The organism is uncultured Aliiroseovarius sp. (genome assembly GCF_947497285.1).
Lineage (GTDB): Bacteria > Pseudomonadota > Alphaproteobacteria > Rhodobacterales > Rhodobacteraceae > Aliiroseovarius.
The window spans coordinates 198,218-219,326 of record NZ_CANMFT010000006.1 but is presented as its reverse complement, the minus strand read 5'-3'; the positions used below and the strand labels follow the sequence as shown (position 1 = coordinate 219,326).

General features: G+C 59.8%; 21 protein-coding genes. 10 read left to right on the top strand and 11 right to left on the bottom strand.

The features are described 5' to 3' along the window. The first annotated feature begins 155 nt into the window (after positions 1 to 155). Entirely contained in the window at positions 156 to 1,790 is a 1,635-nt protein-coding gene (locus tag Q0864_RS12440; RefSeq protein WP_298570452.1) for a SulP family inorganic anion transporter, read from the top strand. Between the two features lie 6 nt (positions 1,791 to 1,796). Here Q0864_RS12440 and Q0864_RS12435 read toward each other — a convergent pair whose 3' ends face one another. Both Q0864_RS12435 and Q0864_RS12430 read right to left on the bottom strand, forming a co-directional pair. Further along, the gene (locus Q0864_RS12435) at positions 1,797 to 2,456 is read right to left on the bottom strand and encodes a CatB-related O-acetyltransferase (RefSeq protein WP_298570451.1); all 660 of its coding nucleotides are present in this window, start codon (positions 2,454 to 2,456) and stop codon (positions 1,797 to 1,799) included. A 99-nt stretch (positions 2,457 to 2,555) separates the two neighbouring features. Then, complete coding sequence (locus Q0864_RS12430) at positions 2,556 to 3,161, bottom strand: flavin reductase family protein (RefSeq protein WP_298570450.1); 606 nt, start codon at positions 3,159 to 3,161, stop codon at positions 2,556 to 2,558. A gap of 71 nt (positions 3,162 to 3,232) precedes the next feature. Between Q0864_RS12430 and Q0864_RS12425 the strand changes: the two genes are divergently transcribed. After that, complete coding sequence (locus Q0864_RS12425) at positions 3,233 to 3,751, top strand: N-acetyltransferase (protein WP_298570449.1); 519 nt, start codon at positions 3,233 to 3,235, stop codon at positions 3,749 to 3,751. On the opposite strand, the gene Q0864_RS12420 is transcribed toward Q0864_RS12425, so the two are convergent. Continuing rightward, positions 3,735 to 4,076: a hypothetical protein gene (locus Q0864_RS12420; protein ID WP_298570448.1), complete on the bottom strand. Its 342-nt coding sequence runs from the start codon at positions 4,074 to 4,076 to the stop codon at positions 3,735 to 3,737. The two genes, Q0864_RS12425 and Q0864_RS12420, sit on opposite strands and share 17 nt — an antisense overlap. 101 nt (positions 4,077 to 4,177) lie before the next feature. Beyond that, positions 4,178 to 6,424: a phosphoenolpyruvate--protein phosphotransferase gene (gene ptsP / locus Q0864_RS12415; protein ID WP_298570446.1), complete on the bottom strand. Its 2,247-nt coding sequence runs from the start codon at positions 6,422 to 6,424 to the stop codon at positions 4,178 to 4,180. Between the two features lie 404 nt (positions 6,425 to 6,828). On the opposite strand from ptsP, the gene Q0864_RS12410 reads away from it, so the two are divergent. After that, the gene (locus tag Q0864_RS12410) at positions 6,829 to 7,509 is read left to right on the top strand and encodes a hypothetical protein (protein WP_298570445.1); all 681 of its coding nucleotides are present in this window, start codon (positions 6,829 to 6,831) and stop codon (positions 7,507 to 7,509) included. Positions 7,510 to 7,681: 172 nt separating this feature from the next. On the opposite strand, the gene Q0864_RS12405 is transcribed toward Q0864_RS12410, so the two are convergent. The 5 genes from Q0864_RS12405 to Q0864_RS12385 form a co-directional block, all read right to left on the bottom strand. Further along, positions 7,682 to 8,917 carry an aspartate kinase gene (locus tag Q0864_RS12405; RefSeq protein WP_298570444.1) on the bottom strand — a complete coding sequence of 412 codons (1,236 nt, stop codon included), beginning with the start codon at positions 8,915 to 8,917 and terminating at the stop codon, positions 7,682 to 7,684. Positions 8,918 to 9,047: 130 nt separating this feature from the next. Next, positions 9,048 to 9,500 (bottom strand): DUF1178 family protein, encoded by a 453-nt coding sequence (locus tag Q0864_RS12400; RefSeq protein WP_298570443.1) that lies wholly within the window; start codon positions 9,498 to 9,500, stop codon positions 9,048 to 9,050. Between the two features lie 91 nt (positions 9,501 to 9,591). Beyond that, a complete protein-coding gene (locus Q0864_RS12395) occupies positions 9,592 to 10,086 on the bottom strand; it encodes an NUDIX hydrolase (RefSeq protein ID WP_298570442.1) in 495 nt (164 codons plus the stop codon). Positions 10,087 to 10,219: 133 nt separating this feature from the next. Continuing rightward, positions 10,220 to 11,938: a methionine--tRNA ligase gene (gene metG, locus Q0864_RS12390; protein WP_298570441.1), complete on the bottom strand. Its 1,719-nt coding sequence runs from the start codon at positions 11,936 to 11,938 to the stop codon at positions 10,220 to 10,222. 104 nt (positions 11,939 to 12,042) lie between these two features. Further along, positions 12,043 to 13,266, bottom strand: a complete 1,224-nt coding sequence (locus Q0864_RS12385) for an MFS transporter (RefSeq protein ID WP_298570440.1) — start codon at positions 13,264 to 13,266, stop codon at positions 12,043 to 12,045. A gap of 214 nt (positions 13,267 to 13,480) precedes the next feature. Between Q0864_RS12385 and Q0864_RS12380 the strand changes: the two genes are divergently transcribed. The 6 genes from Q0864_RS12380 to Q0864_RS12355 all read left to right on the top strand — a co-directional run bounded on the left by Q0864_RS12380 (position 13,481) and on the right by Q0864_RS12355 (position 18,847). Beyond that, positions 13,481 to 14,602 (top strand): ABC transporter ATP-binding protein, encoded by a 1,122-nt coding sequence (locus Q0864_RS12380; protein ID WP_298570438.1) that lies wholly within the window; start codon positions 13,481 to 13,483, stop codon positions 14,600 to 14,602. A gap of 284 nt (positions 14,603 to 14,886) precedes the next feature. After that, positions 14,887 to 15,102: a twin-arginine translocase TatA/TatE family subunit gene (locus tag Q0864_RS12375; protein ID WP_298570437.1), complete on the top strand. Its 216-nt coding sequence runs from the start codon at positions 14,887 to 14,889 to the stop codon at positions 15,100 to 15,102. Between the two features lie 26 nt (positions 15,103 to 15,128). Continuing rightward, entirely contained in the window at positions 15,129 to 15,866 is a 738-nt protein-coding gene (gene tatB, locus Q0864_RS12370; protein WP_298570436.1) for a Sec-independent protein translocase protein TatB, read from the top strand. After that, positions 15,863 to 16,786 carry a twin-arginine translocase subunit TatC gene (gene tatC, locus Q0864_RS12365; RefSeq protein WP_298570434.1) on the top strand — a complete coding sequence of 308 codons (924 nt, stop codon included), beginning with the start codon at positions 15,863 to 15,865 and terminating at the stop codon, positions 16,784 to 16,786. Before tatB ends, tatC begins: the two co-directional genes overlap by 4 nt. A 14-nt stretch (positions 16,787 to 16,800) precedes the next feature. Further along, positions 16,801 to 17,628 (top strand): ATP-binding protein, encoded by an 828-nt coding sequence (locus Q0864_RS12360; RefSeq protein WP_298570476.1) that lies wholly within the window; start codon positions 16,801 to 16,803, stop codon positions 17,626 to 17,628. 73 nt (positions 17,629 to 17,701) lie between these two features. Then, positions 17,702 to 18,847 (top strand): DUF2235 domain-containing protein, encoded by a 1,146-nt coding sequence (locus Q0864_RS12355; protein ID WP_298570433.1) that lies wholly within the window; start codon positions 17,702 to 17,704, stop codon positions 18,845 to 18,847. On the opposite strand, the gene serS is transcribed toward Q0864_RS12355, so the two are convergent. Together serS and Q0864_RS12345 are read right to left on the bottom strand one after the other, a co-directional pair. Then, a complete protein-coding gene (gene serS / locus Q0864_RS12350) occupies positions 18,844 to 20,136 on the bottom strand; it encodes a serine--tRNA ligase (RefSeq protein WP_298570432.1) in 1,293 nt (430 codons plus the stop codon). The genes Q0864_RS12355 and serS overlap by 4 nt on opposite strands. Before the next feature lie 66 nt (positions 20,137 to 20,202). Next, complete coding sequence (locus Q0864_RS12345) at positions 20,203 to 20,544, bottom strand: cupin domain-containing protein (protein ID WP_298570430.1); 342 nt, start codon at positions 20,542 to 20,544, stop codon at positions 20,203 to 20,205. Positions 20,545 to 20,752: 208 nt separating this feature from the next. Between Q0864_RS12345 and yajC the strand changes: the two genes are divergently transcribed. Continuing rightward, positions 20,753 to 21,082, top strand: a complete 330-nt coding sequence (gene yajC / locus Q0864_RS12340) for a preprotein translocase subunit YajC (protein ID WP_298570428.1) — start codon at positions 20,753 to 20,755, stop codon at positions 21,080 to 21,082. The last annotated feature ends 27 nt before the right edge of the window (positions 21,083 to 21,109 follow it).

Here is a 21,109-nt window from a genome sequence, read left to right as displayed (position 1 = left end):
CTCCGTTTTGCCAAGTGGCGTCACCCTAGCGCGCGGTCGGTCCTGTTGCCATGCGGCAATTGCAGGTCGGTATCCTGTTTGGGGCATTGTTTACGCTACCGAATGCCTGTAGTCAGCGCACATCGCGAACAGATTTCCCCAAACGAGGTGCCCCCATGCCCCGAGCCCTTTTGGCACGTTATGCCGCCCGTATTGAACGCCCCGATCTGCGCCTGTCGCAGTCCGAAGAGCTGACGCCCAACCGCATCAAGATCGAGATCCTATCGGGCCTGACCGTCGCCTTGGCGTTGGTGCCGGAAGCGGTAGCTTTTGCCTTCGTGGCCGGGGTGCACCCGCTGGTGGGGCTTTACGCGGCGTTCATGGTCGGGCTGATCACCGCGGTGATCGGCGGACGGCCGGGTATGATCTCGGGGGCGACCGGGGCGCTTGCCGTCGTGATGGTCGCGCTGGTGGCCGAGCACGGCGTCGAATATCTGTTCGCAACGGTTATTTTGATGGGGCTGCTGCAGGTTTTCGCGGGGATCATGCATTGGGGCAAGTTCATCCGCCTGGTGCCCCATCCCGTCATGCTGGGCTTTGTGAACGGGTTGGCGATCGTGATTTTCCTGGCGCAGTTGACCCAGTTCAAGAACCCGGACAACACCGAACAGTGGCTGACCGGGCTACCCCTTATCAGCATGTTGGGTCTTGTTGGGCTGACCATGGTTGTCATTTGGGGGATGCCGAAACTGACCAAGGCGATCCCTGCGCCACTGGCCGGAATTGGGCTGGTCGCCGGGATCGTTATTGCCTTTGGGATCGACGTGCCGACGGTGGGCGATTTGGCCTCGATCAAAGGGGGACTTCCCAGCTTCCACCTTCCGTTTGGGCAGGGCGAGGGGATTTATCCCCCGGCGCTGCTTGCACCGTTCAACCTTGATACGCTTTGGATCATCCTGCCCTATGCGGTCATTCTGGCCGCAATCGGTCTGATCGAAAGCCTGCTGACACTCAACCTTGTGGGTGAAATGACAGGCCATCGTGGTGGCGCGTCACAGGAATGTATCGCGCAAGGCACCGCCAATGTCGTTACGGGTTTCTTCGGCGGCATGGGGGGCTGTGCGATGATCGGCCAGTCGATGATCAACGTGAAGTCCGGCGGGCGCACGCGGATCGCTGGTATCGCAGCGGCGGTGTTCTTGTTGCTGTTCATTGTGGCGGCGTCATCGTGGATCGAGATGATCCCGTTGGCGGCCTTGGTGGGCGTGATGTTCATGGTGGTGATCGGCACATTTGCGTGGAACTCGCTGACCATCTTGCGCCGGGTGCCCAAGACTGACGCGTTCGTCATCCTGCTGGTGACGGCGGTCACGGTCTATGAAGACCTTGCAGTGGCTGTTGTCGTGGGGGTGATCGTATCTGCGCTGGCCTATGCGTGGAACGCGGCGGCGCGTATCCACGCGGTGACGCGCGACGAAGATGGCGCCAAGGTCTATGACGTGGAGGGCCCGCTTTTCTTCGGTTCGGCCGATGGATTTGTAGAGCTTTTCGACGTTAAAAGTGACCCCGATCTGGTGGTCATTGAATTCGCCCGCTCGCGCGTGGTCGACCAGTCGGCCCTGCAAGCGATCGAGGCGGTCGCATTGAAATACGAGGCGGCCGGCAAGAAGATCCAGTTGCGCCACCTGAGCCGGGATTGCCACAAATTGCTGAAAAAAGCAGGTCACCTGATGGTCGACAGCGACGACGACCCCGATTACGAGGTTGCCGCCGACTATTCGGTTCAGACCGGTATTCTGGGCAGCCACTAAGCGCTGTCACCGACCGGGTGGGGCCAACGCCTCTAAGACATCCAGATCGCCCGCTTCCAGAGCAATCCGCGCGCGGGCGATCTGATCCGTGGGCCAGTCCCACCACGCAAGTCGGTTCATCCGGTCGATGTCAGGTGTGGGCAGGCGCATTTTGACGATCCGGGCTGGATTGCCCGCTACGATGGCATAGTCCGGAACGTCTGTGCGCACGACAGATCCGGCCCCGATGATCGCGCCGTTTCCTATGCTCACCGCGGGGCAAACCAATGCGCCATAGCCCAGCCAGACATCGTGGCCGATGCGCATGTCCCGGCTGTCTGGTTGCGCCATCTCCTCCTGATCCAGCGCGAAAATGCCAAAGGGGAAACTTGTCAGCCCCGCATAGGCATGGTTCGCCGAAGCTGTGATGAAGCGCACCCCGTGGGCGATCTGGCAGAACTTGCCGATGATCAAGCGCCCTTCGGACATCGGGAAATGATAGGGAGCCAACCGCGCCGCCCAGCCTTCGGGCGGGGGTGGGTCGAAATCCGAGGCATAGGTGAAGTCGCCAACCTCGATATTTGGCTGGTCGATGACGTTGGCTAGAAAGACAGTGCCGTGATGGACTGATCCATCGGGCAAGGTAACGGGGTGGACGCGCGCGGCGTCTGGCATGACAAATGGCATGGGATCTCCTTCGGGGATACATAAGGTGGAAATCAGGCCGTTTTGTTCATGTCACCCTCCATTGTGCGCCTTCAGTTTAACAAGCGCACGCGACACCGTCTATTCGTCCGGACGTTTCAATGAAAACTTGTCTGTCACGACGGTGTAGTCACGATATCCAAGCCGCGCCAAGGGACGTGCGCGGGTGACGTCGAAGATCCCCCCGACCAGACAATCGTCGCGCAGATGAATGCCTGTTACCTCGCCAAAGCAGACCAGATTTTCAGCGCCGGGCAATCGGGTGATCTGGGTCAGTTTGCATTCCAATGCCGCGGGAGCTGCCGGCAGGCGCGAGGCTGCAATGGTCGTGCAGTCGACCCGCTCTAGCTTTGCCAGGGCAATTTCGTCCGAATCGCGTGGATAGCTGCCGGATGAGATGTTCATCGCATCGGCCAGGTCTTCCCCGACCATATGCACGCAGAAGACACCTGTCGCCTGAATGTTGTCGATCGTGTCCTTCCCCAACGCGCGATCGGATTTGCGCGAAGTGGTGGCGAACATGACCTGTGGCGGGTCATATGCCACCCCGTTGAAGAACGAATAAGGCGCAAGGTTTTCTGACCCATCCGCATCGCGGGTTGTGATCCAAGCGATCGGGCGCGGGACGATCAAGGCATTGAACGGGTTATGAGGCAATCCATGACCGTTTTTCGGCTCATAGAACACGTGCTTCTCCCTTCCTTTTTTACGCCCTGCCGTGATAGCAGCAAAGGAAGGCAGAAGACGAGGGGCAGCAGGTGTATCACCTGACAGAAGAAACCGACGACGACTGGTGGGAAGTCGAAGCGTTGTATGATCTATGCTTTGCGCCCGGACGCGAGGCGCTGTCATCTTATCGGTTGCGCGATGAAGTCGCTCCGGTCGCGTCTTTGTCGCTTGTCGCGCGTGACGCAGACGGGATTTTGGCGGGCGCTATCCGGTATTGGCCGATCCGCATCGTCGAAGAAGGTCAGGATCATGCGGCCCTTCTGTTGGGTCCGGTCGCGGTCCACCCCACCCGGCAGGGCGAAGGATTGGGTGGACTGCTGATCCGAGAAAGCCTGGCCCGCGCCCAAGCGCTTGGCCTCACCCGTGTGATGCTTGTCGGAGACGCGCCATATTACGCGCGATTTGGGTTCACACGTCTGGACGGGATCAAGATGCCACCGCCAACCAACCCCGAACGTGTGCTTGGGTATGACGTGGCGCGTGGTGCATGGCACGGCGTCAAAGGTGTCGTGACGCGCGTTACCACGCCCATTACGGCTGGCGCCTGACCGACGAGAACACGCAGACATTCACGGGCGGCGTGGTTTGGCGCGCCATTCGTTCAAGACGGTTCTGCCAGCCAATGCCTTGGCTTTGCTGCGGCCATACCAAGGCGTGCCAATGGCGCGAGCTTGGTTGATCTTGGTTTGGCGTCTGTGCGGCCACAGGTCGTTTAGGGGCCGCATAGGTCAACAAACCGAACCCTAACAGAGTCATCACACCAAAAATGGCATAGGCTAAAATTGCCAGCACCATTCCGTTTTCCTGTGTGAAAGCAAAGGCGGCGGCAAGTGACCCGGTGAAAATTCCGGTAAACAGGATGCGGAACGGCATAAGGTATCTCCTTTTTCTCCGTTCCACCTTTGTTCAAAAAACTGAAAAAACTCCTAAGATGCGCAAAATTTTACACAGCTTTTTGCGTTTTCTTGGCGATTTTAGGTTCGCCGCCGCGTCAGCCATTCCAGGACAGCCGGCCGAACCGACTGCGCACCAGACAAGCGGGCTTCGTCGATGACCTCTTTCAGGTCTCCGATATTCGTGCGTCTTATCAGGTGTTTGACTGGTCCGATCGAGGCCGGTCTCATCGAAAGTTGACGTAATCCCAAGGCGGCAAAACAGACGGCTTCGATCGGTCGCCCTGCGTCTTCGCCACAAAAGCTTAGGGGCGTGCGCGCGACCTCGCACCGGGTGATGATTTCTTCAATCAGGTTCAAAAACGATACATTCAGCGTGTCATACCGACGCCGCACCCGTTCGTTTTCACGATCCGCGGCATAGAAAAACTGCTTCAGATCATTGCCGCCGATCGAAATGAAGTCCGCCATCTCAAAGAACTGTTGCGGCGCAAAAACCATCGACGGTGTTTCCAACATGGCGCCGATTTCGACAGTTTTGGGCAGGATGTGACCCAAGTTGCGTTCGCGTTCGATCTCGGTCAACAGCATCTCGCGGGCGTCACGAAATTCGTCAAGCTGTGCGATGAACGGGAACATCACCGAAAGCTCGCGCCCCGCAGCCGCGCGGATCAGCGCTTGCAGCTGCATCCGCATGACACCGGGTTTGTCCAACCCGACGCGGATCGCGCGCCAACCCAAGGCGGGGTTCGGTTCGTCCAGCGGGTTCATGTAAGGCAAGACCTTATCAGACCCGATGTCGAGCGTGCGGAACGTCACGCGCTTGCCCTTGGCGGCATCCAGAACGCGGGCATAAGTCGCGGCCAGATCGCCGCGCCGGGGGATTTTGCTGACCGTCAGGAATTGCAGTTCGGTCCGAAACAGCCCGACACCCGCCGCGCCAGAGTTTTCAAGCGACGGCAGATCGGCCATCAGACCGGCATTCATATGCAGCTTGATTTCAGTGCCACACAGGCCCATCGCTGGTTTGTCGCGCAGGCTGCGGTATCGTTCCTGTTGGGCGGCCTCCATCGCCATCTTGTCGCGAAAGGCGGTCACGATCGTTTCTTCAGGACGCAGGTGCACCACCCCGGTTTCGCCGTCGACAAGAATGTGGTCGCCGTTCAACGCCTCGGTCGAGATGCGACCGGCCTGAACGATCAACGGGATCGCCAAGGCCCGCGCCACAATCGCGGCGTGACTGGCAACCGAACCTTCCTCCAGCACGATTCCGCGCAGGCCACGGCCGTATTCCAGAAGCTCTCCGGGTCCGATATTGGACGCGATCAGGATCGGGTTCTCAGGCATTTCAGCGCCGGTTTCCTTCCCCTGACCGGTCAGGATACGGAGCAGGCGATTGGAGAGATCGTCCAGATCATGAAGCCTTTCGCGCAGGTAAGCATCAGGCACCTGACCCATGCGGGTGCGCGCGGCAGACTGTTCTTTTTCGACCGCCGCTTCCGCGGACAACCCGCGTGAGATATCTTCTTGCATGCGCCGCATCCAGCCCTTGGAGTTGGCAAACATGCGATAGGCCTCAAGGACCTGCATCTGTTCCTTGTCTTTGGTCAAAGTGTTCGCCAGAAGCTCGTCGACGGACACGCGCAGGATTTCAACCGCCTCTGTCAGGCGCACCAGTTCAGCGTCGGGATCGTCGGCCACCGGATTGGTGACGACCACACGGGGTTCGTGCAGCCAGACATGCCCTTCGGCAGCCCCTTCCTGACCGATGCCACCCCGGAAGGTGGCGGGCCGCTGGTGCAGGGCCCCCATCGCTTCGCCTTCGCCCACGAAGGCGCCCAGTTCGGTCATTTCAGCCAGCACCATGGCCACGACCTCGATGCCATAAAGCTCGTCCGCTGAGAACTCGCGCGCATCTTTTGATTGGATGACCAAAACGCCCAGCGTTTCGCCAAGGCGCTGCACAGGCACGCCAAGAAAGCTGGAATAAATCTCTTCGCCTGTTTCCGGCATGTAGCGAAAGCCGCGTTCAGATGGCGCATCTTTGGTGTTGATCGGGCGCCCGCGACGGGCGACGCGACCAACTAGCCCTTCCCCGATGCGCAGTCGGGTTTGGTGAACCGCTTCTGCATTCAGACCTTCTGTGGCGCAGAGCTCGAGCGTTTCACTGTCGCGAAACAGATAGATCGAGCAGACCTCGACCCCAAGACTTTTGGCGATCAACGACGTGATCCTGTCCAGACGCTCTTGCCCCTTGGACGCCGCTGCGAGCGTTTCGCGCAGGCTGACAAGCAATTTGCGACTGTCGCTTAGCTGGCTTTCTGCCATTCTTACCGTTCCCTGTTTTCCGCGGACGGAGTCACACCACCCCGATTTGGGTGGCGCATCCAGTCCCTTGGACGATCCCTATCGTAGTGCGAAGGCGCGGCCTTTGCCAGAAGCTCCTTGCCCCTGATTGGCGAAAAACGGGTACAGCACGGCAACTTGTCGCGCAGGTGCCAAGTGTTTGGGCAACATGCCTGTTGTGGCGTCAAAGCATAAGCCTGAGCTGAGGCGGATTTTATACTCTGCCAATGGGAAAAACCAAACATGCCTAGGGTTAGAGCTGCCACGATTTAGGTTCCGCACCCGGATCTAACTTGTCCGAGCCTTTCCCCTTCTGAGGCGTGATAGAGCCAGTCAGATATTCATGCTAAAGTGGTGATTGTGTCGTCCATGAGGGGAATATCGCCATGCATAGGTTTACGAGCACCTTATTTTCACTTTTGCTCTGGGTTTTTCCGGGCCAGGTCCACGCGCAGGATTTTTCTTCTGATGCGTTCGACGCCAAGGCCTATGTATCTGATCTGAACGTTGTTGCGGAAATCTGGAAGCAAGGCGAGCTATCCAATGCCGATGTCTCTGTCATTGCGTCTGTCGGCTGTGGTCTTGTTCGCAAAGTCGCAGCCGACGAACTTTTGCTAAACACGGCCAATTGGTTCGAAACGGTGGAATACCCCGAACCCAACGTGATTCAAGAAACGGGGATCGAAGAATTCGTCGCTTTCGAGGTTGCGGAGTTTAGGAAAGCTGGCGCGACGGACGCTGCAATCGCTTTGGTGGAGCAAGCCTTGTTTGATCGCGTTTCGATGCCACTTGAAGCTCCATTCATTGACAAGGACCTTTTGATAGAAAGTGACGTTGAATCAAGCTTTTGTAACGCACGCTTTCTTGGTGGTGTGGATCCAAACGCCCCAGCAGGCGAAGCCGAAGTGTTTCTCGCGGCAGCGGCCACCGATGTGATAGTAGGCACCACTACGATTGCGATTGACGTGCTGATAAGCATGGGGTCAGGCGGTATGGCTGCGGGCATTATGACGATCCTGTCCGGGGGCGTCGGATATGATTTGATTAAGAAGGGCTTGGGTGGTTAATGCACGGCGATCTCGAAGCTTGGTTTGAACAAGGTTACAAGCGAGACCAGTGCGATAAGACCATACTGATTTGGTTCCGTCACAGAAGGTGAATTTGCGTCTGAACCGCCCAAAAAAAACGGCCCCGCCCTTCGGCGAGACCGCTCTCAATACACATTAAAGCCAGTTCGGCTTAGGCTTTCTCCAACTCGAACGCGTCGTGCAGCGCCTGCACGGCCAGTTCCATATATTTGCGGTCGATCAGCACCGAGATCTTGATTTCGGAGGTGGTGATGACCTTGATGTTGATGCCCTCGTTTGACAGCACCTGGAACATCTTGGCGGCAATGCCCGTGTGGCTGCGCATCCCGATGCCAACGACCGAGATTTTGGCCACGTCCTTGTCGGCCACGATGTCGTGGAAATTGATGTCACCGCGCGCTTTCGCGTCGGCCATTGCTTTTTCCGCACGTGCCACCTGATCAACGGGGCACGAGAAAGTCATGTCCGTGCGACCTTCTTCCGAGATGTTCTGAACGATCATGTCCACGTTAACGCCGGCCTCAGCCAGCGGGGTGAAGATGGCGGACGCGATGCCGGGGCGGTCGGCCACCGAAATCAGGGTCATCTTGGCCTCGTCGCGCTGATAGGCGACACCGGCAACAACTTTACTTTCCATGATATCCTCCTCGTCGCAGACCAACGTGCCTGCTTCCGGGTCATATTCTTCGAAGCTCGACAAGACGCGCAGCTTCACCTTATAGCGCATCGCCAACTCGACCGAGCGGGTTTGCAGAACCTTTGCGCCCAGCGAGGCAAGCTCCAACATCTCTTCGAAGGCGATGCGGTCCAGCTTGCGGGCCTTGTCCGAGATGCGCGGGTCTGTCGTGTAAACGCCGTCCACATCGGTATAGATATCGCAGCGCTCCGCGCCAAAGGCCGCCGCAAAGGCCACGGCTGTGGTGTCTGACCCACCGCGTCCTAGCGTGGTGATGCGCCCCTCTGGGCTGATCCCCTGAAAGCCTGCGATCACAGCCACTTTCATGCCTTCGCTGAACTTGGCTTTGATGTTTGCCGGCGGAATGTCTTCGATGCGCGCTGTTGAATGGGCGCTGGTGGTTTGCACCGGCACTTGCCAGCCCTGCCAACTGCGTGCGGGGACGTCCATTTCCTGCAGGCGCAGCGCCATCAGGCCAGCGGTCACGTTCTCGCCCGAGCTCACCACCGCGTCATATTCGCGGGCGTCAAACAGCGGCGAGGTTTCTTCGACCCAGCCCACCAGCTCGTTGGTGCGCCCCGACATGGCCGACACGATGACGATCACGTCATAGCCGTTCGCCACCTCACGTGCGACCCGTTTCGAGGCCCGGTGGATCCGGTCCAGCGTGGCGACCGAGGTGCCGCCGAATTTCATCACCAGAATAGGCATCTTAGCCCTGAACCCCGTCTGTGTTTTTGTGTCCGGGCGTGTTTAGGGCGTGAGGGGCAAAAGAGCAAGGCTGCAAAGGGTGCGACACTGTCGTCGGCGTGCATGCAGGTCAGGTGCGTGGCGCCGTTGCTTAGTTGACTTTGCGGCTGGGCGTGAAGGGCAGGGGCATCACGGGAACACCATCTTCGATCAGCTCCTTGGCGTCGGCCAGCTTTGCCTCGCCATAGATCGAGCGTTCGGGCACGTCGCCCAAATGCATCGCGCGCGCCTCTTGCGCGAAAGACCCGCCGACATATTCGCTTTCGGCTTCGACCTTGGCGCGCAGTTTGGCAATCTCTGCTGTGATCTCTGGATTGGGGGCCGCCATCGGCGCGGAGGGTTTTTGTTGGGCGGGTACCGGCTGCGTTTGTGCCGCGCGTGCTGGACGCACCTTGGGGGCCATCAGGCTTTTTTCCACATTCGCCGATCCGCATTCAGGGCAGTTGATATGTCCTGCCGCGCGAAGCCCGTCAAAGGCTTCGGCGTTCTGGAACCAGCTTTCAAAGCCATGGTTCTGATCACATTTCAACGCATAGCGGATCATTTCGCGCCCCGTAAAACTCTTCGTCTTTCAAATATGGCTATCCTGACCAGCCCATGCAAGGCGCACGACGCCAATTCGCCTGCAGTCGTGGCTAGGTCTGGGTCTTTGGATCGAAGTCTTTGATCATCCGCCGCAGCTCTGGTTCGGATACCATCTGAGCCGCCTTTTTCGCACTGACCCATCTGCGCCGCCGCTCGGCTTTTTCGGGATAGGATTTGTGTATCTTCTTCACCTTCAGCGGAAACACGGCCACCACACAGGGCAACCGTTCGCCCGCATGACCTTTGTCATAGGCAAAAAAACCAAGGACATTGTGGCTCAGCTTGCCTTCGACGCCAGCCTCTTCAAAGGCTTCGGTCGCGGCCGCCCCTGCGGGGGTTTCGCCATCCATCGGCCAGCCCTTCGGAATAATCCAACGCCCGGTGCCTCGGGTTGTGATCAGCAAAACCTCGACCCGTCCTTCGTGCAACCGATAAGGCAGCGCGCCAAATTGCGTGCGCACAGACCGCTTGTCGCTGAGCGAAAGCCGAATAGGCCGTTGCTTTCCCTTTGCGATGGTCACTTTCTTGCCGCCCTTGCTACCCATGTGTCCGGCCAAAATATCCGGTTATTGTTGTCTTTCCCTGAAGATAATCCGTTTTAGCCGAAAGGAAAGGGAAAAGGCAGATGTGGTGTGAAAACGCCACCCACCCGCCATATAAAGTGTGTTGCAGAGCCGATCAGTCGCGCGTGCCGGCAAACCGTTCCTGCCAGCTTTCCCGATCCTCGTCCGAGATTTTGGAAAACACATTGTCGGGCACCGTGAAAGCGTGACCCGGTTTCAGCGCGCCAAGGGTGGCGGGCACATCGTCGGGCCAGCCGTGGTTGTCTGCGCCCATCGCCGCCATCATCGTGTTCGCCGCATCGGGAATAAAGGGCGCCGACAACACGGCATAAAACGGGATCAGGTTTAGCGCCAAACGGATCTGCGCCGCCGCCTGTTCCGGGTCGGTCTTGAAGGTCGTCCAAGGGGCTGCCGTTTGCAGGTATTCGTTGCCCGCGACCCAGATACCGCGCAGTTCTTGCGCGGCTTTGCGCACGTCCATCGCTTCCATATGGCCTTCATAGGCGCGGGTTTTGGCGGTCAGGTCCGCGATCAGCGCATGTTCCAGATCGCCATAGGTGCCACCATCCGGCACGGCTTCCGAGAACTTCGAGCGGCAGAACTTGGTGACGCGGCTGACGAAGTTGCCCAGCACGTCCGACAGGTCTTTGTTCACGCTGACCTGAAAGTTTTCCCACGTAAACTCACTGTCCGAGTTTTCGGGTGCGTGGGACAAGAGCCACCAGCGCCAGTAATCCGCAGGCAGGATCGACAGGGCCTGATCCATGAACACGCCGCGTCCCTTGGAGGTCGAGAATTGCCCGCCGTCATAGTTCAAGTAGTTGAACGACTTGATGTAATCGACCAGCTTCCACGGCTCGCCCGATCCCATGATGGTCGCGGGGAAGCTGAGCGTGTGGAAGGGCACGTTGTCCTTGCCCATGAATTGCACATACCGCACGTCATCCGCGCCCTTGTCAGTGCGCCACCAACGGTGCCAGAACGCGTCAGGCTCGCCCAGCTTGTCGGCAAGCTCGGCGGTGGCGGCGATATATTCGATGGGCGCGTCGAACCAGACATAGAAGACCTTGCCTTCCATGCCCGGCCAATCAACGTCGCCTTTCTTGACCGGCACGCCCCAGTCCAGATCGCGTGTGATGCCCCGGTCTTGCAGCCCGTCCCCGTCGTGCAGCCATTTCTTGGCAATGGACGTGGTCAGAACCGGCCAATCCGTTTTGGTGTCGATCCACGCGTCCAGCTTGTCCTTCAGCTTGGACTGGCGCAGATACAGGTGCTTGGTTTCGCGCACCTCAAGGTCGGTCGACCCGGAAATGGCTGAACGGGGGTCGATCAGGTCGGTCGGGTCCAACTGCTTGGTGCAGTTTTCACACTGGTCGCCGCGCGCGCCGTCATAGCCGCAATTGGGGCAGGTGCCCTCGATATAACGATCCGGCAGGAAGCGGCCATCGGCGTGCGAATAGACCTGCTTTTCCGACACTTCTTCGATCAGACCATTCTCGGCCAGCTTGCCCGCGAAATGCTGGGTCAGCTTGTGGTTTCTGTCCGATGACGAGCGCCCGAAATTGTCGAACGACAGGCGGAAACCATCGGCTATCTCGGACTGAACCGCGTGCATTTCGGCGCAGAACTCGGCCACCGGTTTGCCAGCCTTGGCGGCGGCCAACTCGGCGGGCGTGCCGTGTTCGTCGGTGGCGCAGATGAACATGACCTCGCGACCCCGGCCACGGTTATAGCGCGCATAAAGGTCAGCAGGCAGTTGCGAGCCGACCAGATTGCCGAGGTGCTTGATCCCGTTGATGTAAGGGATCGCCGAGGTGATAAGGACGCGGTTCATGTGTGCTCCGGTTCTGCGGGGTGTTTTTCGGTTTTGGGCCGTATACGCGATGCCCATCTGCAATGCCAGAGTTTCGGATCACATGCAGGTCGCAGCACTGTCGCCTAGTCGCGATCGCGCAGCTTGCCAAACAATCGACCCATCGAAAACGACGTGCGCGGCGTATAGGTATAGGGCGTGCGGATGGTGCGCGTCGGGCGTTGCCGGCTTCGCGCCAGACCGAACACGATCAAGCCCAGATGCCCGACCGCGATGAAGGCGAACAGGGCGGAGGGGCCGAAATGTTCGATCAGACCCGAGGCCACCAAGGGCGACGCGATGGCCCCGACGGCGTAAAAGAACATCAGCGCGGCCGACAGTTCGACCCGTTCTTCGCTGGTGGCAAAGTCGTTGGCGTGGGCGGCGGAGACCGAAAAGATCGGAAAGGTGGTGAAGCCGAAAAACCCTGCGGTAATGAAGGCCACGCTTTGGCCCATGCTGGATGCCATAACGGTGACGCTGCAGCTTAGGATCGCTGCAATCGACAGACCGATCAGCACCGCGCGACGGTCATATCGGTCGGCCAGCCAGCCCACCGGAAGCTGGGCGAGCGCGCCGCCCAGAACGAAGCTGGCCAGAAACCAAGCGAGTTGTCCCGTGGCAAGGCCGACCTCTTGGCCATAGATCGGGCCGACCATCCGAAATGCGGCCGATGTGATGCCTGCGACGATGACGCCCGCGACGGCCAGGGGCGATCGCACCCAAGCAAGCGCGGGGCGCAGGCGCGGGGTGCTGGGGGTCACGGGTTGCGGCGTGCGGGTCAGGGCAAGTGGCAGAATGGCCGCGCAGCAGGTCAGGGCCAGCACGTTGTAAGACACGTAATGCGCAGGATCCAAAACGCCGATCAGAAGTTGTGCGGCAAGCGACCCGCCAAGATCGACCGCCCGGTAGCCGCCCATCGCGCGGCCTCGGGTCTCGTTCGTGATACTTGCGTTCATCCACGCCTCGATCACCGTATAGGCGCCAGCAACGCTTAGCCCGGTCGCGATGCGCATGACGGCCCACGGCACAGGATCAACCCACAGCATATGCGCCAGCAGCCCAATGGCCCCCATCGCGGTAAACCCGGCAAAGGCGCGGGCGTGACCAACTGTGCCCATCAAGCGCGGCGCCCACCAGCAGCCGACAAAGAAGCCGACGAAATGCGCCGACCCCAGCATTCCGATCTCGGCCTTGGTGAAGCCAAGCTTCAGCCCCGACAACGCGTCCAGCGGACCAACCCCGCCCGAGCTAAGCTGCAGCAGGACGACGGATAATAGAAGCGGTGCAAATGTAATAAGAAAGCGCATGCAAACCCTCGGACGATATGGACAGCATCGCTGTTTCGCGCCGCGATGCTAGGCCGAAAGCGACAAGGGCGACGGGTGCCGCGTCGTGTTGGCGGCGGATCGGGTGAGGGGCTTGCGGGACAAAAGGGGGGCTGATATGCCCCATAAAAGCCTGATGGAATTCATCGGGTATCCACCCGCGCCTGCGGACTAAGCTAAGGATCAGCCCGCGAACATGGACGGCACCAGCATCAACGAAGCCCGGCTTGAAATCCGCGACCTCGTGCGAGAGTTCGGCGGGCGACCAGTGGTCAGTGGCGTGTCGCTATCGTTGCAGGCAGGGCAGGTCACCGGGCTGCTTGGCCCGTCGGGCTGCGGCAAATCCACGACACTGCGCATCATTGCGGGTGTGGACCGCCAGACCTCGGGCGAGGTGTGGATCGACGGACAGCAAGTGGCCGGTCCGGGCGTGTTCGTCCCCCCGGAAAAGCGTCACATCGGGTTGATGTTTCAGGATTTCGCGCTGTTCCCGCACTTGTCGGTCGCCGACAACGTGGCGTTCGGGCTAAAGGGCTCGCGCACCGAAAAAAGGTTGCGGGTTCGGACGTTGCTCGACAAGGTCGGGCTGGCGCGCTTCATCGACAGCTTTCCGCACGAGCTGTCCGGCGGCGAGCAACAGCGCGTGGCGCTGGCCCGCGCGCTGGCCCCGCGCCCGTCGATCATGCTGATGGACGAGCCGTTTTCCGGCCTTGATAACCGACTGCGCGACGGTATTCGGGATGAAACATTGGGCATTCTGAAAGACGAGGGCGCGGCGGTGCTTCTGGTCACCCATGAACCCGAAGAAGCGATGCGCATGGCCGACGAAATCGCGCTGATGCGCGACGGGCAAGTTGTGCAACGCGGCGCGCCCTACAACATTTACAACGCGCCAGTAGACCTGAAGGCAGCAGCGTTCTTTTCCGACGTGAACGTCATCACCGGAGAGGTGCGCGGCGCGCTGACGGATACCGCGTTCGGGCAATTTCTGGCCCCCGGCATGCCGGACGGAACGCGGGTCGATATCGTCATTCGCCCACAACACTTGAAGATCGACTTTGACAGAGGCGGCAAAGGTCCAAGCCCGACCCCCGATCACGGGGTCTGGGCGCGTGCGTTGGTGGACCGTGCGCGGTTCATCGGCAAAGAAAGCCTTGTTGATTTCCGAATGGAGGATGGTGGGACCATTCTGACCGCTTCGGTGCCGTCGGTTTTCCTGCCGCAACAAGGCACGCCGCTGTGGATCGCCATCCGACGCGATCGCTGTTTCGTCTTTCCGCACCGGTTGGAGCCGGGGCCAGAGGCGCCGCAAGGCTGATCTGCCTCGCCCCGCCCCGACCCGTTCGCCCCGCGCCTGAAAATCGTGCCTGATTAGGGCTGAGAATCGCTTGTCCAGCGGACGCGACGTGGCGCCACCTTGCCACGCGAGCCACCGATTTCTATCATGACACAGACGCGATCAAGGCCCCTGCGCGCATTTCTCTCATGTTTTTCGGTGCAGTTTTTCGCTTTGGGGCTTTGAACTTGCCGCGCGAAGCAATAAATGTTTCGGGCGTTATACAAGAGGACGGGCCATGCGCCCCTCCTATGAGGGAGAATAACATGCTCAACAATATCGGCCTTCCGGGCCTTCTGCTGATCGCTGTCGTCGTGCTGGTTCTGTTCGGCCGCGGCAAGATCTCGTCGCTGATGGGCGAAGTGGGCAAAGGCATCACAGCCTTCAAAAAAGGCGTCGACGACGGCAAGAAGGAAATCGAAGAGCAAGCCTCTGAGGTTGCCAAAGACGTGACCCCCGAGACTGACAACGAAAAGGCGTAAGCCGCGACCGTTAGGGGGCGCTGCCCATGTTCGATATCGGCTTTTCCGAGCTTCTGGTCATCGGGGTGGTTGCCCTGATCGTGGTTGGTCCCAAAGACTTGCCCGGCATGTTCCGCACGCTTGGCCGCTTTACGGCGCGCGCGCGCCAGATGGGGCGCGAGTTCAGCCAGGCGATGAACGAAGCGGCGGACGAATCCGGTGCCAAGGATATTGCAGATACGTTCAAATCCGCCACCTCGTCCAAGGCGATGGGGTTGGATGCTCTGAACAAGGCTGCAGACGGCTTTGAAAAATGGGATCCGGCGAAATCGTTGCGCGACCAGAAAGCAGCGGATGAGCCGACCAAATCAGGTGCCAAGGATCAGGACGATCCGCAAAAGCCTGCGCTGGATGACGCCCGTGCTGATGCGGCCCGCAAGATCCACGAGGCGACCGCGAAAGCCGCCACTGAACGCCAGACCAAAGAAGCCGCCGATGCTGCCAGAAAAGCCGAGATGCTGAAGGTGAAGCGTCAGCCTTCGAAGCGGCCGGTCGAAAAGACCGTTGGCAAACCCGAAGAAAAAACGGCTCCGGCCAAACGGGCCGCAGCCAAGGCGCCTGCGGCGAAGAAGCCCGCGGCCAAGAAGCCGACTGCCAAGAAGCCTGCCGCAAAAGCAACCGCCGCCACGTCGAAGGCCAAACCCAAGACCAAGCCTGCCGCCAAACCTAAAGCCAAACGCGACGCCAAGCCTGCCGCCAAACCCACGGACAAATCTGACGCATGAGCGACCCTGACCAGATCGAAGACAGCTCGGCCCCGTTGATCGAGCATCTGACCGAATTGCGCACGCGCCTGATCCATTCTGCGCTGGCATTTGTTGTCGGTATGATAATCTGTTTCACGGTTTGGAACCCGATTTTCAACTTTCTGACCGAACCGCTATGCACAACGATGGCCGAACGTGGCCAGGACCAGTGCGGGCTCATCCTGATCAAACTGCAAGAAGGCTTCTTTGTCGCCATCTCGATCTCTCTGTTTGGCGGGCTGGTGCTGTCGTTCCCCTATATCAGCTATCAGCTGTGGCGGTTCGTGGCACCAGGGCTTTACAAGTCTGAGAAGAACGCGTTCCTGCCCTTTATGATCGCGTCGCCAGTGATGTTTTTCATCGGCGCGTCCTTTGCCTTCTATGTGGTCATGCCGCTGGCCTTCGACTTCTTTCTGGGCTTCCAGCAAGCGGGCAATGTGGGCGAGACGGACGTTGCCGCCTCTATCGACTTTCAGGGGTCGGTGCAGGAGTATCTGCGCCTGACCATCAAGTTCATCGTGGCCTTCGGTCTGTGTTTCCAGCTGCCCGTGCTGCTGACCCTGATGGGCAAGGCCGGGCTGGTCAGCTCGCAAGGTCTGGCGGATATGCGCAAATATGCTGTGGTCGGCATTTTGGTGTTGGCCGCGCTTGTCACGCCGCCGGATGTCATCACGCAGGTGATCTTGTTCGTGGTGGTTTACGGGCTCTATGAAATCTCGATCCAGCTTGTGAAGCGCGTTGAGACGAAGCGCGAAGCCGATCTGCGCGAGCAGGGGTTGTGGTTCGAAGACGACGAAGACGAAGCCGACGAAGACGAGCTGATGGCAGAATTCGACGCGGACGCCGACGACGACGATGGTGATGATGACGATCCGGGTCAGGTGGAGAAGGGCGCGTGAGCGACTTCGATCTGATGACACGTATCGCCGAGGCGTTGGAGCGCATGTCGCCCGCCCCGCTATCGGCCCCCGACTTTTCGACCGCTGACGCTTTTGTCTGGCACACTGCGCCGGACCGGTTGGTGGCTGTGCCCAATGTGAACCGCGTGGCCATCGAGCTTTTGATCGGTGTCAATCGCTCACGTGACACCTTGTTGGAAAACACGTTGCAATTTGCCCGTGGCCTGCCCGCCAACAACGCCCTTTTGTGGGGTGCACGGGGTATGGGAAAATCCAGCCTTGTCAAAGCGGTCCACGCCGAAGTTCGGAAACAGGGCGAAGCGTTGAAAATTGTGGAATTGCAGCGCGAGGACTTGCCTTCGGTTGGCCGGCTTTTGGCGCTTCTGCGCGATGCCCCGCACCGGTTCTTGCTGTTTTGCGATGACCTGAGCTTCAGCCATGACGACCAGCATTACAAAAGCCTGAAGGCGGTGTTGGATGGCGGGATCGAAGGGCGACCCGAGAATGTGGTGTTCTATGCCACGTCGAACCGTCGCCACCTGATGCCGCGCGACATGATCGAAAACGAGCGCTCGTCCGCGATCAACCCGTCCGAGGCGGTCGAGGAAAAGGTGTCTCTGTCCGACCGTTTCGGGTTGTGGCTTGGTTTCCACCCCTGCGATCAGGATGAATACCTTGCGATGATCCGCGGCTATTGCGATGCCTATGGCGTGGTGATTGACGACGACACGATGCGCGCCGAAGCAATTGAATGGCAAGCGACGCGCGGGGCACGGTCCGGCCGCGTGGCGTGGCAGTATTTTACCGACCTTGCGGGCCGTCAAGGCACCCAAATCGACTGATGCTGGCGCGGAGACCTTTGCAGGTCCATCGCCCCAAAGGGTATCTGATACCCCCTAAACCACCGGAGTGCAGATGAAACGCATCGCAATCTTCTGTGACGGAACCTGGAACCGGTCAGATGCCCGGACCCCCACCCACGTGGTGCGATTGGCGCAAGCTGTGCGCCCAACGGCGCGCGATGGGACCACGCAGGTTGTGCATTACCTGCCCGGTGTGGGCATTGGCCAGGGCGTGACGCGGTTGTCGCGGTGGCTGGACAGGTTCATGGGGGGCGCTTTGGGCTGGGGGTTGGACGATCGGATCCTAGATGCCTATCGCAACCTCATTTTCACCTATGAACCGGGCGATCAGATCTACATTTTTGGCTTTTCGCGCGGCGCTTATACGGCGCGGTCGTTGGCCGGATTGATCCGCACCGCCGGGATCCCGCCCAGCAATTGCACAGACCGCATTCCCGAGGCGATGGCGATGTATCGCGCCCGCGAAGGCCGGACGTCGCGGCCCGATAGCGAACAATCGCTGCACAAGCGGGCGGCGCTGTCACCCGACACCGCGACCAGCGACGCGGATCTTGACTGGCGCCGGGCGCGTGGGTTGGACAGCACGCTGTTGCAGATCACCTATCTAGGGGTCTGGGACACAGTGGGCGCGCTTGGCTTGCCCAGCTTTCTTGGCCTGGTCGCGCGGGTGTTCAACGCACATTACGCGTTTCACGATGCCGATCTGTCCCGATCTGTGGGGGCCGCGCGCCACGCGGTGGCCATTGATGAACGACGCCGGCATTTTCCGCCGGCGCTTTGGGCCAATCTTGATGCCCTGAACGAAGAGGTCACCGGACCCACGTCGCTGTATCAACAGCTTTGGTTTGCGGGCAATCACGGCATTGTCGGAGGCAGCGGTCGAGTGCCCGCTTTGTCGGCCTTTCCGACCGCTTGGATCGTCGCAGGCGCACAGGAGCGCGACCTGGATTTCGACGCCCGTCGGCTGTCACCTCTGCTGATGCTGGCGGATATTGGCGCGGACGACAAAGGGGCCGCGCGCCATCCCTCGTGGCGCAACCTGTGGGGGCGCTTGCTGCGCGACAGACCGTTACAGACCCACCCCGACACCGGCGAGGTCTTTCTGTCTCAGGTCAGTGGCGCGGCTCAGGACCGGGTGCGCAAAACGGATTACCGCCCGCGCACCCTTGATCAACTTCTGGACGAGATCATCGACTAGGCCAGCGTGCCGTCTGCGCCGATATGCGTCGCACCACCCAGATAGGGGCGCAGCACGTCGGGAAGTGTGACGGACCCATCGGCTTCTTGCCCGTTTTCCAGAACGGCGATCAAGGCGCGTCCGACGGCCAGACCTGACCCGTTCAGCGTGTGCACAAACTCAGGTTTGCCGCCACTGTCGCGTTTGAACCGTCCGTTCATGCGGCGCGCCTGAAAGTCTCCGCATGTCGAAACCGAGCTTATTTCACGATAGGTGTTCTGGCCGGGCAACCAGACCTCGATGTCATGGGTGCGGATCGCACCGAAGCCGATATCGCCCGTGCAAAGCACCACGGTGCGATAGGGCAGGCCCAGCCGTTCCAGAATACCTTCGGCGCAGTTGGTCATACGCTGATGTTCGTCGTCACTGTCTTCGGGGCGGGTCACCGACACCATTTCGACCTTCTCGAACTGGTGCTGACGCAGCATCCCGGCCGTATCACGCCCCGCGCTGCCCGCTTCCGAACGGAAGCATTGAGTATGCGCCACATAGCGACGTGGCAGATAGCTTTCGTCGATCGTCAGCCCGTTCACGATATTGGTCAGCGGCACCTCGGCGGTGGGCACCAGCCACCACCCGTTGGTGGTCTGATAGCTGTCCTCGCCGAACTTGGGCAGTTGGCCGGTGCCATACATCATGTCTTCCTTGACCAGCACCGGGGTCCACGTCTCGGTCAGGCCGTTTTCGATCACATGCACATCCAGCATGAATTGCGCTAAGGCCCGATGCAGCCGCGCGATGGCGCCCGACAGCACGACAAAGCGCGACCCCGACAGCTTGGCCGCCGTCTCGAAGTCCAGACCGTCTTGGGCGGCGGGCAGGTCGTAATGCTCCTTGGGGGCAAAATCGAACACGCGCGGGGTGCCCCAACGCTTGATTTCGACGTTGTCGTCTTCGTCCACGCCGTCCGGCACATCCTGCGCGACGATGTTGGGCAGTTCCATCAACAACGCATTCAGCTGTGCATCTTTTTCCTTTGCCGCGTCGTTCAGCTGCGCGATCTCGGATTTCTTTTCGGCCACCAGCGCGCGCAAGCGTTCAAACTCCGCATCGTCCCCAGAGGCCTTTGCCGCGCCCACAGCTTTTGCTGCCTTGTTGGCATCTGCCTGTGCAGTCTCGGCCGCCAGGATTGAGGCGCGTCGCGCTTCGTCCAATGCAAGGATCTTGCCCGACACGGGCGACAGACCCCGACGGGCCATGGCGGCGTCGAAGGCTTCAGGGGTGTCGCGGATCTGACGAATATCATGCATGGGGTGCTTCCTCGTTTCTGATGCCCGGCATATGCCAGAAGCTTGCGCAGGGGGGAAGCCCCTTGCCTATAGGCGGATCACGTAATCTTTCACCGTGGTTTCCAAAACCTCCCATGTGCCACTGAAGCCGGGACGCAGGATCATACGGTCACCGGCCTTCAGATGCGTTTCGACACCGCCTGCATCCGTTAGGATGGAATGCCCTTCGAGAATCGAGAAATATTCCCATTCGTCATACTGCACATGCCACTTGCCCGGCGTTGATTGCCAGATGCCAGCAAATAGCCCGTCCCGCTCCTCGATGTTCCAGGTGGTGAACACCGGGTCGCCGGAAACGAGCTTCTCTGCCGCGGGGTGGTCGATTTCGGCCGGACCGGTTTTGTCCACATTAACTGCTAAAACGCTCATCTAACTGCCCTTTGTTGTCGCGACCAGGTTTTGCCGCCGTCCATTTCGCCGCGATCGTTGCACAGAGCGGCGCAGTCCTCCAGAGGTCGCTCGGAAAATCGACAAAGACAATGGATTTGCGCCCCTTTCGGTTGCTGGACAACCCCAAGGCCCGCATATAGTGTGCGCGCGAGTTTGGGCTTTGAGCCCTTGGAAAAAGGATATCCCTATGTTTGCCACACCTGCTTTTGCACAGGCCGCAGGCGCCCCCGCCGGGGGGCTTCTGAATTCGATGCTGGTGCCAATGTTGCTCGTCTTTGCGATCATGTATTTCTTCATGATCCGCCCACAGCAAAAGAAGATGAAAGAACATCAGGCGATGTTGGCGGCGCTGCGCAAAGGCGACCAAGTGGTCACCCAGGGCGGATTGATCGGCAAAGTCGTGAAGGTCAAAGACGACACCGAGGTCGAAGTTGAAATCGCGACGGGCGTAAAGGTGCGCGCCGTGCGGTCGACGATCGTCAAAGTCATGGGCAAGACCGAGCCCGTCGAAAGCTGACGTATCGGCGGTTGAACCCGCCAAACC

Bases quoted from the DNA above. Each gene is read 5' to 3' on its own strand.
- Q0864_RS12440 (WP_298570452.1), top strand. From the start codon at position 156: ATGCCCCGAGCCCTTTTGGCACGTTATGCCGCCCGTATTGAACGCCCC.
- Q0864_RS12435 (WP_298570451.1), bottom strand. From the start codon at position 2,456: ATGCCATTTGTCATGCCAGACGCCGCGCGCGTCCACCCCGTTACCTTG.
- Q0864_RS12420 (WP_298570448.1), bottom strand. From the start codon at position 4,076: ATGCCGTTCCGCATCCTGTTTACCGGAATTTTCACCGGGTCACTTGCC.
- ptsP (WP_298570446.1), bottom strand. From the start codon at position 6,424: ATGGCAGAAAGCCAGCTAAGCGACAGTCGCAAATTGCTTGTCAGCCTG.
- Q0864_RS12410 (WP_298570445.1), top strand. From the start codon at position 6,829: ATGCATAGGTTTACGAGCACCTTATTTTCACTTTTGCTCTGGGTTTTT.
- Q0864_RS12405 (WP_298570444.1), bottom strand. From the start codon at position 8,917: ATGCCTATTCTGGTGATGAAATTCGGCGGCACCTCGGTCGCCACGCTG.
- Q0864_RS12400 (WP_298570443.1), bottom strand. From the start codon at position 9,500: ATGATCCGCTATGCGTTGAAATGTGATCAGAACCATGGCTTTGAAAGC.
- Q0864_RS12395 (WP_298570442.1), bottom strand. From the start codon at position 10,086: ATGGGTAGCAAGGGCGGCAAGAAAGTGACCATCGCAAAGGGAAAGCAA.
- metG (WP_298570441.1), bottom strand. From the start codon at position 11,938: ATGAACCGCGTCCTTATCACCTCGGCGATCCCTTACATCAACGGGATC.
- Q0864_RS12385 (WP_298570440.1), bottom strand. From the start codon at position 13,266: ATGCGCTTTCTTATTACATTTGCACCGCTTCTATTATCCGTCGTCCTG.
- Q0864_RS12380 (WP_298570438.1), top strand. From the start codon at position 13,481: ATGGACGGCACCAGCATCAACGAAGCCCGGCTTGAAATCCGCGACCTC.
- Q0864_RS12375 (WP_298570437.1), top strand. From the start codon at position 14,887: ATGCTCAACAATATCGGCCTTCCGGGCCTTCTGCTGATCGCTGTCGTC.
- tatB (WP_298570436.1), top strand. From the start codon at position 15,129: ATGTTCGATATCGGCTTTTCCGAGCTTCTGGTCATCGGGGTGGTTGCC.
- tatC (WP_298570434.1), top strand. From the start codon at position 15,863: ATGAGCGACCCTGACCAGATCGAAGACAGCTCGGCCCCGTTGATCGAG.
- Q0864_RS12360 (WP_298570476.1), top strand. From the start codon at position 16,801: ATGACACGTATCGCCGAGGCGTTGGAGCGCATGTCGCCCGCCCCGCTA.
- Q0864_RS12355 (WP_298570433.1), top strand. From the start codon at position 17,702: ATGAAACGCATCGCAATCTTCTGTGACGGAACCTGGAACCGGTCAGAT.
- serS (WP_298570432.1), bottom strand. From the start codon at position 20,136: ATGCATGATATTCGTCAGATCCGCGACACCCCTGAAGCCTTCGACGCC.
- Q0864_RS12345 (WP_298570430.1), bottom strand. From the start codon at position 20,544: ATGAGCGTTTTAGCAGTTAATGTGGACAAAACCGGTCCGGCCGAAATC.
- yajC (WP_298570428.1), top strand. From the start codon at position 20,753: ATGTTTGCCACACCTGCTTTTGCACAGGCCGCAGGCGCCCCCGCCGGG.